The following is a 17,673-nucleotide window of genomic DNA, read 5'->3' on the forward strand; positions in this document are numbered from 1 at the left end:
TCCTAATAGTTAAATCCAAGTTTATTTAATCCGTTTTGAATGTCTTGATCAGCCATGAAAAGATTCCATAACATCTGAGATCTGTGGTTTTCGATCATTACTATGATTGGACCCTGATCAATTGCCAGACAAGAAGAGGCGACCCAGTTTTCAGTAAAATTAAAGGCATCGTAAAATCCATATTTTCCCCATAGCCGGTCTCCGAGAATGAAGTAGAAATATTTCATGACTTCCATTGATTCCTGAGGAGAATAGGGGATTGAAGATAATGCTGCAGTGGGAGTTATTACACCCAGATCATTAGTCGGGCTATGGGCCGAGTAGCCAATGTGATTATCCGAGGCTGTGAGTCCCCAGCTTTGTTGAGAGTATCCAACATAATTTTGAGGGTTATTTATGCAATAAGCCCTGTTAATCAATGTGTGAGCCATTGTTTGTTCATTGTAATCGGCATATTGATCAGTGAGGTTTCTGGGGTCAAGACCTAAAAATGAGTAATGTTCAAAGAACAGAGGTCCTCCAAGCTGATTCCCGAGAGGTAAAGTGATGTTATAGTAAGTATTACCATTTACAATGTTTCCTGATCGGGCCCATCCTTCATGATAAACTTCTTCTGTGATGGTATGAGTAGGAGAGGAGGCAGCTAAAACGTAAACAATCAACGCTTCATTCCATCCCCTTACTTTAAGATTTTTTTCAAACCCAAAATTAGGAGACCAATGCCAGGTGATCGAATTTTCTGCCTGGGTATACCAATCCCATTCAACTTTTTCCCAGAGTAAGGTGATTTTATCAATTATTGATTTTTCAGTTGGGTTCTGAGGGTCCAGATATTGTCTTACTGTAAGTAAACCCTGAATCATGAACGCTGTTTCTACAATATCACCACCATCATCATCGGCACTAAAGGGAATTGTGTTTCCTGTATTTCCATTCATCCAATGAGGCCAGACACCGTGAAATCGATCTGCAGTGGTGAGGAAATCAACTATTTTTCCCAAACGTGTAACACCTTCCTGCCTGGTTATAAATCCTCTGTTTATCCCTGCTAGTATTGACATCACTCCAAAACCTGAACCACCGATTGTGACAAGGTCGCCTGAAGAATTTCGTTCTCTTGCCAGACCGGAATTTGGATGAGCAAAATCCCAAAAGTATTTGAAAGTTTGAGACTGAACTTTTGTCAATAACTCTTCATCAGTTATTTCAGGAAACTTAAGTGTTGAATCTACCCTGGTATCGACAATAATATTATAGCCTTCAAAAGGTTCCCCCTGTGAACCCAAATTTCCGCTTTCAATAGCGAAATTATACCGGTTAAGATATCTTAATTCTGTACTTGAAGTGATCATTACCGTTTGATCATTATTGCTGTAATTAAATGTGAGGCCAGGCGAGGTGGGACCGGTTAAATTAACCGAATTTTCAAATTCAGAAGGATTGACCGGATCAGTAAAATTGATAGAAGCATTTAAGTTTAAAGGGATATTTTTAATTGTCCCACCATTTGTTCCATCCTTCCCTCCGAAATTTATTTCTGTGATTTCAATATTTCCCATTAACGTTTGAAATTCGATGGTCACAGATTCAAATGATTGCCCCTGGCTACCTTTTAAATTTGAGCTGATATTGAGCTGATAAGATTGATTATTATCTAAAGATCCAATAGGAGACAGGTTCACATTAGATCCCCGGGAACCAATGTTATAGTTGAAAGGAACCTGGGATCCATTAGTAGTTAAAGAAACAGATTGATCAATTGTACTTTCGTCGATTGAAGTACTAAAAATCAGATTTATGGACCTGTCTACTGGAATATTCTCGTTGGGTTGTCCTGGTATAATTTCAATGTTTCCAATAAAAATGTTTTCAAGCGTTAATTCAGGAAGATTTTCATCTTCTGAACAACTTATAGAAATAATAATTATAAAAATGCAGTAAATAAAATATTTTAATTTGAGCATAGTAGATTAAAGAACAACCGGCCGGAGCTTAGAGCCGGTCCGGTTGTTATATTTTAAATATGAAAATACTATTGCGGTCTTTCGTTTTCGTAAAGCGTAGTTACCTCTTCCTGGGTAAACGCTCTGTTAAAGAATCTTACTTCATCAAGTTCACCTGTTAGATAACTAGCCCAGGGTTGATTTCCAGTAGCGGAAGTTAAACTTGGATCCGTTTGAAATTGCACTGCTCCAAAAACCATCGGACCGGCATTTTCAAAGTTGAGAGGGCCACCCCAACTGCTTGTTGCAGTAGTAGTCAGCACGCCATCAACATAGTAATTAAAGATGGATGTTGACGCATCATAGGTGACAACCTGGTGAGACCATTCTCCAAAGAACCCGGCTAAATCATTTACATCAGTGATCCATGTTTCATCGGCAGAATTATGAGTAATATGTAGCCTGATTCGAGTTGCATCCGGGTTACTTCCATTTTCGACGAAAAAGTCAAAATTACCCCAGAATCTTTCGATGTTGGAAAAGTTCACCAGTCCAAGAACACCATCTATACCGCCACTATTGTCAGAATCAACAAATTCAGGTCTTACCCAGAAAGAAAGAGTAAAGTTTTCAACCCCGATTACATTATCTGAAGCTTCGAAAATAGCGTAGGCTTGTCTGGCAACGTTTAAACTCAAAGCTTGGCCTGCTACACCGTCTGCAAATGAAATATTAGATCCCTCTCCAGAATTAAGAGTAATCAAATCCAATACTTCTCCATCAAAAGGAATATATAGTACCTCTCCATCCATTGGCTGGTAGGGTTCAGCTTTGGAAAAATTGACAGTAGATGTCGTGGATTTTCCGGATTCATCAGTAGCAGTTACACTAACAGTGTGTTCACCATTATCAATGCCATCATGGGTAATGACATCATTAAAATTTCGGTAGTCGATGAAATCTTCGCTACCATATGTAGCTATTACACTTCCGTCAACACTTACTGTTGCGTCGTTTAGCCTAATATCGTCACTGATTTCAAATTCAATTGTGATTGAGGTAGTTTCCTCAAGCACTCTAATCACTAATCCTTCGCCTGGCCTTATAATATTTACAGTTGGATTTTCTTCATCCGGGCCAGGATCAACTCTTGAAATATCATCAATGTAGCCGTCATCACATGAAAATACTATTGAGAATATGGCTATATATATAAATTTAAGTGGTTTCATAACTTTTTACTTTTTATTAATCGTTACTTAAAAACGGAATTAGATCAACTTGAGCCTGTGGATAGGGGAGGTAAATATCACCTGGATTTTGAAATGTCCTTCCACCATAGTTAAGTTCATCGAACATGTCATGTCGTATAAGATCATAATATCTTATGCCCCATTCCATACCAAATTCTGCAAATTTTTCATCAATAACATCTTCAAGAGTAACCCCTGAAATTGGTAATAAGCCAGCCCTGTCTCTGACCAAATTCACCGCTTCATCCGCTGTTAGTGCACTGCTTGTAGCACCCATGGTTATAGCTTCAGCATGAATTAAGAGAATTTCTGCATATCTGATCGCAATGAAATTTTTATTAGAACCATATGAAGTTCTTCCTGGGATCATTTGAGTTGAAGGGAGATAGTGTTTTCCACTAAGAAAATCTAATCTGGCACTATTGTTTATAACATCACCGTCTCTGGTTACATTACTAATCCATTCAGGAAGGTTTTGATAATCAGGATCTGATTGGATTGCATCTATCCCATCTGGAGTGAAAAGAACATTTGTTTCTAATCTCAATTCTTCCCCTCGGTCAAGCATAAATTTGACGTATTTTATTGAAGGTTCCCAGAAACCCCAGCCTGGACTGATTCCTTCTACAGCAGGATCCCATGAAGGAGGACCAAAAAATGCATACAGGTAAGCTTCTCTTTCTCCAGAACCCTGATTGAAGTCAGAATACTGATACTCAAGCAGAATTTCATCATTTAATTTTCCGGGTATTTTCCATAAGTTATAATAATCAGGTTCTAGAGAAAATCCACCATTATTGATTATTTCAGAAGTAGCATCAGTTACTCCTTGCCAGTTTTTTAATTCAAGATTGGCCAGAGCTTTTACTGCTAATGCAGTGTAAGCTGTTACTCCACCTGGAATATCTGATCGCTCATTAGGTCTGACATTCGGCAGGTTGGGAATTGCTTCATCCATTAAGTTGGATATGTAAAGTAGAGCATCCTCTTTTTCAGTTATTCCTGCATCAAAAGCATCTTGTGGGAATTCTGATTGTGGAATAATGATGTCTTCCCAGAGTCTGACTATTTGAAGCATTTCAAAACCAATCATTACCTTGATTTCTGCAATATATTGATCTCCAATTGCTGGATTGGGAGCAAATTCCTGGTATTTTTCAATTTCAGCTATAGCTCCTTTCCATCGTATGATATCATCATAAAGATTGATCCAAGTATTACCATTCATCCAATGAGTAGGGTTGTATAAATACCTATCCATTTCTTGTAATGGAGCCTGATCACCTGCTGCATTTACATCGTCACCTCGTACTCCAAGCACAGCATATGTTTCCCATTGTGAATTGTAAAGCAATCCGTATGCTCCATTAACAAAAAGAACCATATTTTCGGTTTGGGAATAATCCGTTTCTTCAGATAATTCAACATTTTCTAATGGCTCATCAACATCACATGCTGATATTACTAAAATTGAAATAAATAATATCAGAGATATATTTTTTATGAATATTAGATTTTTCATTTTGTTTTTCCTGTTAGAGTGTAACATTCAGACCAAGTGTATAAACTGCTGGTATCGGATAAGTTTGCCTATCCACTCCACTAGGTACTTCTGGAGTAAAACCATTGTAATCAAAAACAGTAAGTGGCCTTTCTGCAGTTAGATATATATTTATTTCAGGGATATTATTGCCGATTTTTTCATCTCCTCTAATTGTATAACCTAACCGTACATTTTGTATTCTAAAGTAGGATCCATCTTCAACATAATAATCACTCATAGCCTGATTATATCCTTTTCTCAAGCCAGCAGCAGAAGGATAAATATTAGATGTTCCTTCACCTCTCCATAAATTGTTCGCTAAATCCGCATCAATATTTGTATCATTAGTAAAAATGATTTCTCCACGTTTTCGATTAAGAATGCTATAACCAGTTTGTCCCTGGAAATTTGCACTAAAGCTAATATTACGCCAGTTTAAACCAATATTGAATCCGTACGTAAATTCTGGAAGATATGACCCAAGTACTACTCTATCTTCATTATCAATAAACCCATCGTTATTTTGATCAACATATTTAAAATCGCCAGGTTCTAAATTTTGTTCATCAATAAACTCGGCATCTAAACCACTATTTGAAATGTCACTTTCACTTTGGAAAATTCCTCCAACTTCATATCCAAAAAAGGCATTGATAGGTTGCCCGATAATAGATCTTTGCCTGAATTCAGCTTGACCGGCATCTAGATATGCTTGTCCACCTAAATCGGTTACTTCGTTATTTAAGGTAGCAATGTTTCCACCAAATGAATATGATAAATTCTCTGAAATATAATCAGTCCAGTTTGCCGATAATTCAAATCCTGTATTTCTGAATGCCGCTTTATTTTCTCTAATACTGGCTCGTACTAGTGGAAGAAATATTGGGACAGCAACATTTTCTGAATTTCTAATAAAATAATCAGCAGAAAGCGATAATTTTTCTTCAAAAAACCTGGCTGTTAATCCAATATTGGTTTCCTCAACTCGTTCCCAACTGCCGATAAAATCAAACCAATTTTGAATTATATTACCTGCTACTCGAGTATCATTAATAGCAATAAAATCACCTGAAACAGTAGGAGAACCTACTGCTGGATCTATTCCATCATTTCCTAACTGTCCCCATCCACCTCTTAATTTAAGGAAATCAATAAATTCCACATCAAAGAAGCTTTCTTCTGATATCACCCAGCCAGCACCAATAGTAAAAAATTCCCCGCCTAATTCCTGAAACTTATTATTTTCATCTCGTCTAAAGGTTGAATAAAGTAGATATCTTTCATCATAATTATATGAAACCCTCGCAAAATAGGATTGATAAAATAATTGTGATCCAAAATCTCCTGAAGCACCATCGTCGATACCACCAGTATTTTGTGATATATACCATAATTCTTCAGCGCTATAGGAGGGGTTTGGGCTGATTTCCGTACCTCTTAGAAAGATCCCTTCGCTGTACTCGTCTCTATAAGAATATCCACCCACAACATTCAGGTTGTGCAAGCCGAAGTTTTTATTTAATGTTAAATAGTTATCCCATATCTGCCAGTAAACAGTCCTATTACTTTTACTAATTCCTGATTGAACGTCCGTTAGTCCACTATTATATGCGAAATCAACATTCCTTGAATTATAGTTTTCATAACGGTAATTATATTGAGACTTAAAAGTTAATAGGTTAGGAATGATTTCTGCCTCTATGAAAAAGTTCCCGACGATTTTTGCTATATTATTTCGGTTATCATTATAAAATAAATCAAAATAAGGATTTTGAGAACCCCTGTAACCTAATAATCTGGCATTCCCAAATTGATAAGGCGTAGCTTCTGTATTGGTTTCGTCATATACAGGTAGTATTGGTACTGCAAAATAAGTTTTAAACCAGACAGAATTTTCTCCAACATATTGTTGGGCATTACTTATATTTAAGTTACTCCCAACAGTTAACCAATCAGTTACAAGAAAATCTAATTTTGAACGAAGGTTTAATCGTTCATAATCATTTCTTGTATTTTTCATAAGGCCATCTTGTGAAAAATAATTTACGCTAACTGAATATCTGCCTTTAGATCCGCCTCCTCGAAAGCTTATTGTATGACTAGTTATAGGAGCGTAATCTTCTAATACTTCATTGTACCAATCGGTATTTACATTGGGAACATTAGGGTTTAAATCACTCCTGCCATATCGGCTAAAAGCATTTTGAACAAAAGAAATGTCTGCTTCCGAACCAGTTTCATTAATATATCTGACGAATTGTTCAGAATTAGACATTTTCAGGACATTTTGTGCCACCTGGACACCATAATATCCATCATAAGTAATCTCTGCAGGTTGGTTATAAGATCCTGATTTTGTTTCTATTAAGACAACTCCATTAGCACCTCTTACGCCATAAATAGCTGAAGCAGAGGCATCTTTAAGGATGTTTATAGATTCAATGTCATTAGTGTTTAGAAAATCTATGTTGTCAACGAAAACACCATCAACGACGTAAAGAGGCTCTGTATTACCAAAAGTTCCAACCCCACGTATTCTCACTGTAGGTGCTGCTCCCGGGACTCCGCTATTAACTATTTGAACACCGGGAACTTTTCCCTGTATGGATTGCATCGCCTGAGCAGTCGGAGTTTTGGTAATTTCATCACCGTCAACTTGTTCTACTGCTGTTGTCAGCTCTCTTTGCGTCTGTGTTCCATAACCTACTACTACCACCTCATTTAGTGTTTCAATATTTGGTGACATGGCCATATTAATAATGCTTCTGTTATTAACAGGAACAACCTCATTAAGGTATCCGACATAACTAAATACCAGATTTGCATCAGGGGGTACATCTAATGTATAGTTACCCTCTACATCTGTAACGGCACCATTCTGCGTACCTTCAACTACAACGTTTACTCCGATCAGAGGCTCCTCCGAGACCATATCAGTAACTTTTCCAGATACTGTTATCGATTGTGCAAACGATTGAAATTGAAACAACAAAAATGCCGTGGCTAAAAGCAATTGTAAGTAGTGTTTCATGTTTATTTTGGATTTTTTTGTGAATTCGATATCCGGTTTCAAGATATCGTTACATCTATTTTATCATGTTCCTGACATTTATAAAAATTTTTTATCAACTTATTTAGAATACTTAAACAGATGTTTTACGGTGTTTGTATTAGAATAAAAACAATAAAAAATGTTTATTTATATAAAATATAAAGTAGTTATAGTTTTTATTGTCTTATAAAAAAAACATAATTATAATTAGTGGTATTCTACGAAAAAATATAAACGGTTGTTTTTTTAATGATATGAGTGAAATAATGGTCCAAATTATAAGAGTTTTTTAAGATGTATTTAAAATTGCACAATATTAATTTTTTAGATGATTTAAAGATTGCTTTAATCTTAATAGTGTCTTTTTTTAGTGCAATTAATTCTTATTGTGATGATACTAAATTAAGATATCTACCAATAGAGATATCAGACTCTGTTGATCAACAAATTTTTACTTTGGTTGATCTTCCATTTTATGTTGATAGTACAAATAATCTTGAACTAAAATCCATACTGACAAATCCCTCTGAATATTTCAGATATGATAGAAACTATTCACCTCGTAAATTCAGGGCAGGAAATAATTACTGGATCCGTATCGATATAAAAATTCCGGAAAACTCAGATAAGTATTGGCTACTTGAATTTTATGATCAGACCATTGATGAAATAGTTGTTTTTAAGCCTGAATCTAAAAAATTAAAAAATTTAGTTTCTGTTGATTATTCTAAAATTGAATTAGGAGACAATAATGAGTTTGATGAACGGACTTTTAAGCACAAAAATTTTGAAGTGCTTATTAATCATACCCAATTCGGTGTTTATAGTTATTTTGTTAAGATTAATTCTCATAGATTTGCTGACATTCGAATTGCAGTCAGGTCTGTCAACCGGTTTGTATATTATTCTCTCAATGAATATTTTCTTTTTGGTCTGCTATATGGGATGATTCTGATTATCAGTATTTATAATCTGTTGATGTACCTGGTAATCAAGGAAAAGAAGTACCTCTACTATATTTTTTATATTCTGAGTGTGGGTTTTTATGCAATGTGTGTGGATGGAATTGCCTTTCAGTATCTATGGCCTAACTGCCCGGAATGGAATGAAATTGCTTATGGGGTATTCCTTTATTTTATAATATTGTTTGCCTTATTATTTAGTAAAAAATTTCTTGTTACCAGGATCCATGCACCAGAACTTAATGCGATAATCATTTCATTGATAATTATCAGGAGTATTTTCTTTTTGTATACCCTGTTATTCGACCAGAATTTATTCGATCATCGAATACTCGATATTCTGATTATGGCATTTATATTTTTTACCGGTATAATCGTCTGGAAGAGAGGTTATTTACCAGCGAGATTTTTTGTTATTGCTTATGGAGTTCTGTTTATCGGTTTTTTTATAAAAGCTTTAGTTCTCTGGGGTGATATACCGTTTAATACATTTTTACATTATTCATTAAGAATTTCTTTCATTATTGAAATGATCCTTCTGTCATTCGCTTTGGCAGACAGGGTGCGGATTTTAAAAAGAAACCGAGATAAAGTATTAAAAAGGATGATGACTGAGCAGCAGGATAATCTGCAAATAAAAGAACAGTTAAACCAGGAGCTTGAACAAAAGGTAGCAGAAAGAACTAAAGAACTTTTTGAAAAAAATCAGCTATTAGAAGTTTCCTATGATAAACTTAAAGATCAGGCGAGTGAAATTTATACTATTAACAATTTACTTGACCTTGAAAACTGGAAGTTGAAAAACAGGTTAAAAAGCGTTGTCAAAGGAAGAATGTTGATGAAGAAATTGACATTTGAGGAATTTGCCACCGTTTTTCCGGAAAACGATAAATGTTTGCATCAGGTAGCTCATATGAAATGGAACGAAGGATTTAAATGCAGAAGATGTGATAATAAAAAGTTTTCTGAAGGTTCAAAGCCTTATTCCAGACGTTGTAGCAAATGTGGTTATAATGAATCTGCAACAGCTTATACTTTATTTCATGGAATAAAATTTCCTTTAGTAAAAGCTTTTTATATTCTTTACGTTGTACTTAATCACGAAGACTATATGTCATTGGAAGAAATGGCTAGAGCATTAAGTCTTCAAAAAAATACAGTATGGAATTTTAAAAAGAAAGTAAATAACTTTCTGCATGATGAAGAAGAGCACGGGCATATTCATGCCTGGAAAGATGTTATGATTGATCTTGAGATTATTGAATCAGAAGATAGAAAAAACGAATAAGAGATACTTAGATTATATACTTGCTTTTGAAAAATTTGAATTTAATCAGCTTATGGGAATATTAGAAAAACTGTTTGGTAGTGATACTAAAGAAAAGAAAAGTCACTTGAGAAATTTAATTCTGGTGGCCTTGGTAGATGGAGAAATCGATAAAAAGGAACTGGAATTATTAAAGAGACTTTCAGAACATCTTGACATAAGTAAATCTGAATTTGAAAATCTTATTGAAAATCCACACATTGGAGATTTTGTCGTTCCAAAAGATTATGATGATAAAATGCTCCAAATTCTAGATCTTGTATCAATGATTATAGCAGATGGAAAGATACAAGATGAAGAAAGAGATTTGTGTAGATCGATTGCCTTAAAATTAAATATTAATCCCAAGGTAATTGATGATCTTCTTCTTAAAGTAAGGGGCGATCTTGAGTCGGGAAAATCTAAAGAGGAAGTGATTAGAAGTTTGTATAAAGAATAAAAAAAAGCCGATTTATTTCGGCTTTTTATCCTTCATAATATTCCTTAATACTTTTATTTTCATTTATGTGCCTTATTGCCGTTGCAAGAAGAGGAGCACAACTGATTATTTTTATTTTGTCATTAACTTCGATATTCGGAAAGGTGTCACATACATAAAGATTTTTTAAAGCCGAATTTTCAATTTTTTCTTTAGCATTTCCAGATAAAATAGCATGAGTACAATATGCAGAAACAGATAGTGCGCCACTTTGAATAATAAGGTCCGCAGCCTTGCATAAAGTCCCGGCCGTATCAACCATATCGTCAATTATAACAACGTTTTTCCCAGATACATCTCCAAGAATCTCCATGTTTGAGATTTGATTGGGCTTAAGCCTTTCTTTATGGATAACAGCCATATCGCTGTTTAGCTCATTTTTGTATTTCTTAATTCTTTTTAGTCCTCCAAAATCAGGGCTGCAAAGGCATAAATTCTCCTGGAAATTTTCTTTAATATGTGGAATAAATACTTTTGAAGTATCCAGATGGTCAACATGAATTTTATAAAATCCTTCTATGCTGTTAGTATGAAGATCTATAGTGATCAGTCTGTTTACCCCGACATCCTGCAAAAAATCCGCAACAACCCTGGATGCAATCGATGTCCTGTCTTTATCTTTTCTTTCTTGTCTACTATGAGGGAGGTAAGGGACAACACAAATAATTTCTTCAACACTGGCTCTCCTGGCTGCATCAACTGCTAGAAATAATTCAAAAAGATTACTGTATGGCATGTTAGCCTGTGCTAAGATAAATATTGTCTGGCCACGAACAGACTCATCAAATCGAACAAAAACTTCTCCGTCAGAAAATTTTTGAGAATGATATTTACCAACAGGAACATTAAGTATTGAGGCAACCTCTTTACCTAACTTTTCTGTATTGGAAGTGTAGAATAATTTAAAATTGGAAGACATTTATATATTGTTTGAGAGCTTAACTAATTACTTCAAAGATACTTTTTCAAAATCAAATTGAAAAGAGGAATATGTTCCGGAGCTAAATCATTTCCTGCCTCCATCTTTTTTATTTCTGTAAGAGAAAACCATTTCAATTCCTCAATATCATCCCTTGCATTTATATTACCCTCGATATATTCACAACTATAAAAAGAGGTGATAATTTTATCTCTTTCATATCTGTATCGCCAATCATCTACTTTAAAAGAACCTTCATATTTTAGTTCTCCATGTTTGATTTCACCGACTTCCTCAATTAGTTCCCTTTGAGCAGCAAATTCAAAAGATTCATCAGAAGGGTCAGAAAAACCACCAACAAATCTCCACCACATTTCCTGTGGTTTTCTGGCAAGAAGAAATTCTTCATATTGGTTTTTCCATAATGCTACATCAACGGTAGGGAATACTTTTGGATACTGCTTTACTAATGCATCTTTAACACCAATGAGATAATCATTTTCATTTTCGGGTAATAATATGTCATCAGAATTATCTAGGTCCTGTACCGAGGTGAATTGTTTATATTTTCCGGTATATCCTTCCTGACCTTCCTCAGACATGAAAATTATTCGGTCGATCAAGGCACCGGTTGTATTAATCAGGTTGTCAAGTTCCTCAGACCATTCTTCATCCGATGGATTATCAGGAATAATCTCAATCAATGATTCAGGAAATGCTTTTTCTAAAAGTGTTTTTCTTTTATGTGCAGAAAACGGATGATATGCTGTAGCTGTTAATTTGGAATCGGTTATTACAAATATAATATTTGCATTATCAAGGTCACTAAACAAATGCTTGAAAGAATAAGGTAATTCAAGCCATTGAAATTGACCGACTACATAAGTTTTTGGATTATCGTAAGTATTTATTGTCATTTTTTACAAATAAATATACATTCGGTAAGTAAATTAATTCCACACAACAAATAAAGTGAATTTCCTGAAAAAGAAAATTTCTGGCTGGGGTAATTACCCAATGATCGAAACTAAACTTAAGCAACTGACAGGGATTGATCAGTATGAAAGCATCCTGACTTTTAATGAGCCAAATATAGTCAGAGGTTTAGGTAGAAGTTATAGTGATCAGGCTGTACTGGCTAATGGCTTAACGCTGAGAAACAAAATGTCGAGAATTTTAGAATTCAATTCCGATACAGGTTTATTAAAAGCGGAAAGTGGAATTTCTATTGCAGAAATTATAGAAGTTTTTTTAGATAAAGGATGGTTTCCACCTATAGTTCCGGGAACGAAATTTATTACCCTGGGAGGTGCGATAGCAAATGATATTCATGGTAAGGCTCATCATGTGGATGGCACTTTTGTGAATTGTGTTTCAGAATTTTCGATGGTTACTCCCGAAAAAGGGAGGATTATCTGTTCACGTTCAGAAAATGAAGATGTATTTTATGCTACATTTGGAGGATTAGGTTTACTTGGGTGGATCGATACGGTCACTGTTCAGTTAAAAAAAGTAGAGACCTCTTATTTTAAAACTACAGCTGTTAAAGTAAAAAATCTCAGAGAGATGATTGATGCTTTTAATGAGTACGATCAAAATTACCGCTATAGCGTGGCATGGTTTGACCCTTTAGCAAGAGGTGAAAATTTGGGAAAAGGAGTTTTGTCTTTAGGAAATATTGCAAAATATCAAGATGTAGATTCGGGGAAACAAAAAAATCCTTTAAAACTTCATAGTCAGAAAAAACTTGATCTTCCTGTTTACCTTCCAAATTTCGCCTTGAATAAACTTTCAGGACAAATTCTTAATAAGTTAATCGAGTATTCTCAGTCTAATGCTCCAGCATTAACTCATTACGATAAGTTTTTCTTTCCCTTAGATGCAATTGGTCAGTGGAATAGAGGCTATGGTACGAGAGGGTTTATCCAATATCAATTCGTTATACCCATGAAGGATGAGTATAAAATTCTTAAAGAGGCAATGAATTTAATCTCTTCCAGTGATTGCACTCCCTTCCTTAATGTATTAAAGAAAATGGGCAAAGGATCAAAATATTTATCATTTCCAATGGAAGGATATACCCTGGCAATCGATTTTCCTATTTCTAAAAAATTGCCAGAACTAGTAAGAAAACTTGACGATCTTGTTTTATCAGCAGGAGGAAGGGTTTATCTTGGAAAGGATGCTTTTCTTGAGAGAGACGTTTTCAGGAAAATGTATCCTGAATGGGAAGAATGGCAAAATATTAAGTGCCAGCTCGATCCTAAAGGGAAAATACAAAATGAAACTTCGAAGCGTTTAGGTTTATTGTCTTATTTATGATCAGGAAATTATTCAATCAACTTGGAATAGCTATTAAATCATATAGCTATAGTCTGGATTTTGTTTTTTCAAAAAAGCCAAAATGGCTGATCATACCGGCATTAGCAAACTTTGTATTATTACTGATCGTTGTTTCCTCAGCAATTTTGTATGCAGATGAAGTAATAACCTGGGTATTTGGTATGTTATCTTTATCTCCGGAAGATTCCTGGTGGGGAAAATTTATATACTGGATGAGTTTAATTTCAATCAGAATATTTGTGATTTTATTATTTATAAAATTCTACAAATATTTGATGCTGATTTTATATGCTCCGATACTTGTTTGGCTCAGTGATTCTTTCCAGGAGTATATGACAGGGTATAAAAGACCTTTTTCATGGCCTTCTTTCTTTTCTGATGTTTGGAGAGGAATAGTTATCGCAGTGATAAATCTGACTATTGAATTTGGACTTTACTTTGTGCTATTTGTTATTACGATTTTATTTCCAGTCTTGTCTGTCGTAACACCTGCTTTATCATTTTTGATTAGTTCCTATTTTCTGGCTTTTGCCTTTATAGATTACAGGAATGAATATTATGAAGTATCCGCTTCAGGTAGTAGGAAATTTGTCTGGGCCCATAAGATTTTTGCTATGGGTATAGGTATTATGTTTAATCTGATGTTATTCATACCTATTATAGGAGTTATGGTTGCCCCATCTATATCACTTGTTGCTGCCGGATATGGAGCTAATATAATCGATAGAAGGGCTAGATATAACCGAATAAAAAATATGCAACGTAGCCGACCCACTCCTTTATAAGTTTACTCCATAAGTAGATACTATCAACACTTGGAATAAAAAGATCATCCGGATTCCAATCATTTTCTCTAGTGTAGTAATCGACAGGAAATGACACAATGTTTTCAGCTCCTGCTTCTATAAAACAGGCCTTTGCTCTTCTCATGTGAAAGGCAGACGTAATGAGCAAAGCATTTTCCGATGATATATTTCTTTTATTTAATATAAGAGTAGAGTTGACAGCATTTTGAACTGTATTTTGAGAGAGACTATCAATTATAATGTCATTTTCAGGCACATCACAAATTAAAAGGACCTCTTTCAATTTTGAAGCTTCCGATATTTTATCATTTTCAAGGCTACCTGCCCCTCCAGAAACCAAAATTTTTTTAATGTATCCTTCCTTATATAATTGTATTGTATGTAACAATCTGTCAGCACCTTTGTTAAAATATACACGGTCCTGGGTAGGAGCATCGTACTGAGTAATACCGGTCAGAAGTACTCCAATTTCGTAATTCTTCTCAAGGTCTGTGAATTTAACAGGAGGTAACTCCCATATTCTGAAAGCGTTATTTGCTAAAAAAGGGTTAGAAAATATTAAAAAAAGTGAAGAAAATAACATTATGAACACTTTTTTAAGCTTCTTCCGTTTAACAAATAGTGACAAGATTGCTAAAATAGCCAGAATTGTAACCGGCATTATCATGTAATAGAAAACTTTGGAAAGAATGAAAAACATGCATTCGATTAATTATCTTTAAAGACTGTATTTTGCCTGAAAAACAAAGATGGTATATTTTTTGAATTGATAAAATTGAAACAATAATTAAAGTATGCGAGAGCTTAATATATCAAAAAACTAACTGCATTAATCATAATGGTATTGCTGCTATTTAATGGCAATATTCATGCATCTCCGGTTTCTGCAGACACATTATCTAACATAGAGCCGTCTAAAGATCAGTCTGAGGAAATTCAGATTATGACTGCTTTATTACTAAGACATCATTATAGAAAGGAAAAACTTGATGATTCCCTTTCAGCGGAAATATATGATAACTATTTGAATTCACTGGATCCAAATAAATTATATTTTACTGCATCAGATCTTGAACCGTATAATTTATTTCGTTTCAGCTTTGATGATTTCGTAATGCAGGGTAATCTCAACTTACCTTTTCAAATGTTTAACAGATTCAGGGAAAAGTTAATTTCCCGTGTGGAAGAAAACATCAAAACTATAAACAGTGGTTTTGATTTTAGCAAAGATGAGTATTACGATGCTGACCGTGATGATGCTAAATGGGCAGCTTCTGAAGAGGAGCTTGATGAAAACTGGAGAAAACTGTTAAAGAGTCAGTATTTAAGTTTGAAACTAGCAGAAACTGAATCACCAGATTCAATTCTTATCAGCAGATACGAGAGAATGCGAAATATCTTTTTAAGGTATGACAGGCAGGATGTATTCCAGTATTTTGCTAATGCTTTTACATCAACATTCGATCCACATACAAATTACTTTTCCCCAAGGGCTAAGGAGAATTTTGATATTGAAATGAGCCGTAGTCTTGAAGGTATTGGAGCAACTTTAGCTACAATAAATGATTATACAACTGTTATGTCAATCGTGCCGGGTGGACCTGCAGACAAATCCGACGAACTATTCGCAAATGACAGGATTATAGCAGTTGGCCAGGGAAAATCTAAACCATTTGTAGATGTAGTAGGATGGAGAGTAGAAGAAGTTGTGAAATTAATCAGGGGACCAAAAGGGACTCTGGTAAGATTAAAGGTATTGCCAGCTTCTGAAGGAGCTAACGCAGTAGCTAAAACAGTAACCATAGAAAGAGATAAGGTAAAATTAAAAGACCAGTCAGCTAAATTGGAAATGATTCCCTACAAAACACAGGGTAAAGAATACAATTTTGCATTGATTGATATTCCGGCATTTTATTTTGACTTTAAAGCGTATCAAAATAATGAAAAAGACATTAGTAGCACTACTAATGATGTTAAGAAGCTTATAAATGAGGCTAAAAATAAAAATGTTGATGGAATTGTAATTGATCTTCGAAGAAATGGTGGTGGAGCCTTGCAGGAAGCCATTAATCTGACCGGATTATTTATAGATAAAGGGCCGGTAGTTCAGGTAAAAAATAGTTATGGGTCAGTTGAGGTAGGCACGGATACCGATGAAGAATTGGTGTATGATGGTCCACTGGCTGTGTTGACCAGCAGAGAAAGTGCATCTGCCTCTGAAATTTTTGCAGGTGCAATTCAGGATTATAAAAGAGGAGTTATAATAGGTGAAGTAACTTATGGAAAAGGCACTGTACAAAGTGTGGTAGACCTTGCCAGGTTTATTAAGAATCCTGATGGTAAGCTGGGTGAGCTAAAATTAACGCAGGCTAAATACTACAGGATTTCTGGTAATAGTACCCAAAACAGGGGTGTAATACCTGATATTGAATTCCCAAGTGTTTATGACTACTCTAAATTTGGAGAAAGTTCTTTAGAAAATTCTTTGCCATGGGATGAAATAAAGTCTGCAGATTATAAACAGGTTTCTCTAATTAATGATCGTTTTTTAAATAGTTACAGATCAGATTTCAAGAAGCGTTTAAATGCTGATTCTAATCTTAAAGATTATGTAAATGATGTTAAAGAAGCACGCGATATAAGAAGCAGTACCACTATTTCATTAAATGAAAAGGAAAGAAAGAAGGAAATAGAGGAGCAAAATGAGAAAAGAGCTAACTCCGATATGCTTGATCAGGAATTGGAAGAAGATGAGATAAAAACAGGAGAAAAGAAAACGGAGATTGATGATGTTATGGTCGATGAGGCGTTTAAATTTATATCAGCGTACATAACAGCAAAATTAGGATAAAATATTATAGCTAAATACTTACTAAAAAAACCGGGATATATTCCCGGTTTTTTTATTTACATTGATTTGTTAATCAAGCCTCATAGGAGATGATAAAATATCAGGTTATATAAGATTTTAGACTGCAGGTTGGGTGTTTAAAGCCACTGATGTACTTATAAAAACGGGAGTGGGCCTTGGGTATGAATGAGTCATT

12 protein-coding genes are annotated in these 17,673 nt (G+C 34.7%); 5 read left to right on the forward strand and 7 right to left on the reverse strand.

Annotated elements, in window-relative coordinates; genetic code table 11:
• Positions 1 to 2: 2 nt before the first annotated feature.
• The 4 genes from DCC35_RS09115 to DCC35_RS09130 form a co-directional block, all read right to left on the reverse strand.
• Positions 3 to 1,964 (reverse strand): glucoamylase family protein, encoded by a 1,962-nt coding sequence (locus tag DCC35_RS09115; RefSeq protein WP_137090491.1) that lies wholly within the window; start codon positions 1,962 to 1,964, stop codon positions 3 to 5.
• 68 nt (positions 1,965 to 2,032) lie between these two features.
• Positions 2,033 to 3,175 (reverse strand): LamG domain-containing protein, encoded by a 1,143-nt coding sequence (locus DCC35_RS09120; RefSeq protein ID WP_137090492.1) that lies wholly within the window; start codon positions 3,173 to 3,175, stop codon positions 2,033 to 2,035.
• 16 nt (positions 3,176 to 3,191) lie between these two features.
• On the reverse strand, positions 3,192 to 4,718 hold the full coding sequence (locus DCC35_RS09125; protein ID WP_137090493.1) for a RagB/SusD family nutrient uptake outer membrane protein: 1,527 nt from the start codon (positions 4,716 to 4,718) through the stop codon (positions 3,192 to 3,194).
• A 13-nt stretch (positions 4,719 to 4,731) separates the two neighbouring features.
• Complete coding sequence (locus DCC35_RS09130; protein ID WP_137090494.1) at positions 4,732 to 7,770, reverse strand: SusC/RagA family TonB-linked outer membrane protein; 3,039 nt, start codon at positions 7,768 to 7,770, stop codon at positions 4,732 to 4,734.
• A gap of 378 nt (positions 7,771 to 8,148) precedes the next feature.
• Here DCC35_RS09130 and DCC35_RS09135 point away from each other — a divergent pair, with 378 nt between their 5' ends.
• Both DCC35_RS09135 and DCC35_RS09140 read left to right on the forward strand, forming a co-directional pair.
• Entirely contained in the window at positions 8,149 to 10,041 is a 1,893-nt protein-coding gene (locus tag DCC35_RS09135) for a 7TM diverse intracellular signaling domain-containing protein (protein ID WP_175402770.1), read from the forward strand.
• A complete protein-coding gene (locus DCC35_RS09140) occupies positions 10,013 to 10,519 on the forward strand; it encodes a tellurite resistance TerB family protein (protein ID WP_137090496.1) in 507 nt (168 codons plus the stop codon). Before DCC35_RS09135 ends, DCC35_RS09140 begins: the two co-directional genes overlap by 29 nt.
• A 25-nt stretch (positions 10,520 to 10,544) precedes the next feature.
• Here DCC35_RS09140 and DCC35_RS09145 read toward each other — a convergent pair whose 3' ends face one another.
• Both DCC35_RS09145 and DCC35_RS09150 read right to left on the reverse strand, forming a co-directional pair.
• Complete coding sequence (locus DCC35_RS09145) at positions 10,545 to 11,477, reverse strand: ribose-phosphate diphosphokinase (RefSeq protein ID WP_137090497.1); 933 nt, start codon at positions 11,475 to 11,477, stop codon at positions 10,545 to 10,547.
• 32 nt (positions 11,478 to 11,509) lie between these two features.
• Entirely contained in the window at positions 11,510 to 12,394 is an 885-nt protein-coding gene (locus tag DCC35_RS09150) for an NUDIX hydrolase (RefSeq protein WP_137090498.1), read from the reverse strand.
• A 100-nt stretch (positions 12,395 to 12,494) separates the two neighbouring features.
• On the opposite strand from DCC35_RS09150, the gene DCC35_RS09155 reads away from it, so the two are divergent.
• Together DCC35_RS09155 and DCC35_RS09160 are read left to right on the forward strand one after the other, a co-directional pair.
• Positions 12,495 to 13,799, forward strand: coding sequence for an FAD-binding oxidoreductase (locus DCC35_RS09155; protein WP_217495938.1), 1,305 nt, complete (start codon positions 12,495 to 12,497; stop codon positions 13,797 to 13,799).
• Positions 13,796 to 14,605, forward strand: a complete 810-nt coding sequence (locus tag DCC35_RS09160) for an EI24 domain-containing protein (protein ID WP_137090500.1) — start codon at positions 13,796 to 13,798, stop codon at positions 14,603 to 14,605. Before DCC35_RS09155 ends, DCC35_RS09160 begins: the two co-directional genes overlap by 4 nt.
• Here DCC35_RS09160 and DCC35_RS09165 read toward each other — a convergent pair.
• Complete coding sequence (locus DCC35_RS09165) at positions 14,553 to 15,209, reverse strand: YdcF family protein (protein WP_175402771.1); 657 nt, start codon at positions 15,207 to 15,209, stop codon at positions 14,553 to 14,555. The two genes, DCC35_RS09160 and DCC35_RS09165, sit on opposite strands and share 53 nt — an antisense overlap.
• 255 nt (positions 15,210 to 15,464) lie before the next feature.
• Here DCC35_RS09165 and DCC35_RS09170 point away from each other — a divergent pair, with 255 nt between their 5' ends.
• Complete coding sequence (locus DCC35_RS09170; protein ID WP_137090502.1) at positions 15,465 to 17,477, forward strand: carboxy terminal-processing peptidase; 2,013 nt, start codon at positions 15,465 to 15,467, stop codon at positions 17,475 to 17,477.
• The last annotated feature ends 196 nt before the right edge of the window (positions 17,478 to 17,673 follow it).

Source organism: Mangrovivirga cuniculi, from assembly GCF_005166025.1.
Classification (GTDB): domain Bacteria; phylum Bacteroidota; class Bacteroidia; order Cytophagales; family Cyclobacteriaceae; genus Mangrovivirga; species Mangrovivirga cuniculi.

Excerpts from the sequence above, each read along its gene's own strand:
- DCC35_RS09125 (WP_137090493.1), bottom strand. The coding sequence starts at position 4,718 with ATGAAAAATCTAATATTCATAAAAAATATATCTCTGATATTATTTATT.
- DCC35_RS09155 (WP_217495938.1), top strand. The coding sequence starts at position 12,495 with ATGATCGAAACTAAACTTAAGCAACTGACAGGGATTGATCAGTATGAA.
- DCC35_RS09120 (WP_137090492.1), bottom strand. The coding sequence starts at position 3,175 with ATGAAACCACTTAAATTTATATATATAGCCATATTCTCAATAGTATTT.
- DCC35_RS09160 (WP_137090500.1), top strand. The coding sequence starts at position 13,796 with ATGATCAGGAAATTATTCAATCAACTTGGAATAGCTATTAAATCATAT.
- DCC35_RS09150 (WP_137090498.1), bottom strand. The coding sequence starts at position 12,394 with ATGACAATAAATACTTACGATAATCCAAAAACTTATGTAGTCGGTCAA.
- DCC35_RS09170 (WP_137090502.1), top strand. The coding sequence starts at position 15,465 with ATGGTATTGCTGCTATTTAATGGCAATATTCATGCATCTCCGGTTTCT.
- DCC35_RS09115 (WP_137090491.1), bottom strand. The coding sequence starts at position 1,964 with ATGCTCAAATTAAAATATTTTATTTACTGCATTTTTATAATTATTATT.
- DCC35_RS09165 (WP_175402771.1), bottom strand. The coding sequence starts at position 15,209 with ATGTTATTTTCTTCACTTTTTTTAATATTTTCTAACCCTTTTTTAGCA.
- DCC35_RS09145 (WP_137090497.1), bottom strand. The coding sequence starts at position 11,477 with ATGTCTTCCAATTTTAAATTATTCTACACTTCCAATACAGAAAAGTTA.
- DCC35_RS09130 (WP_137090494.1), bottom strand. The coding sequence starts at position 7,770 with ATGAAACACTACTTACAATTGCTTTTAGCCACGGCATTTTTGTTGTTT.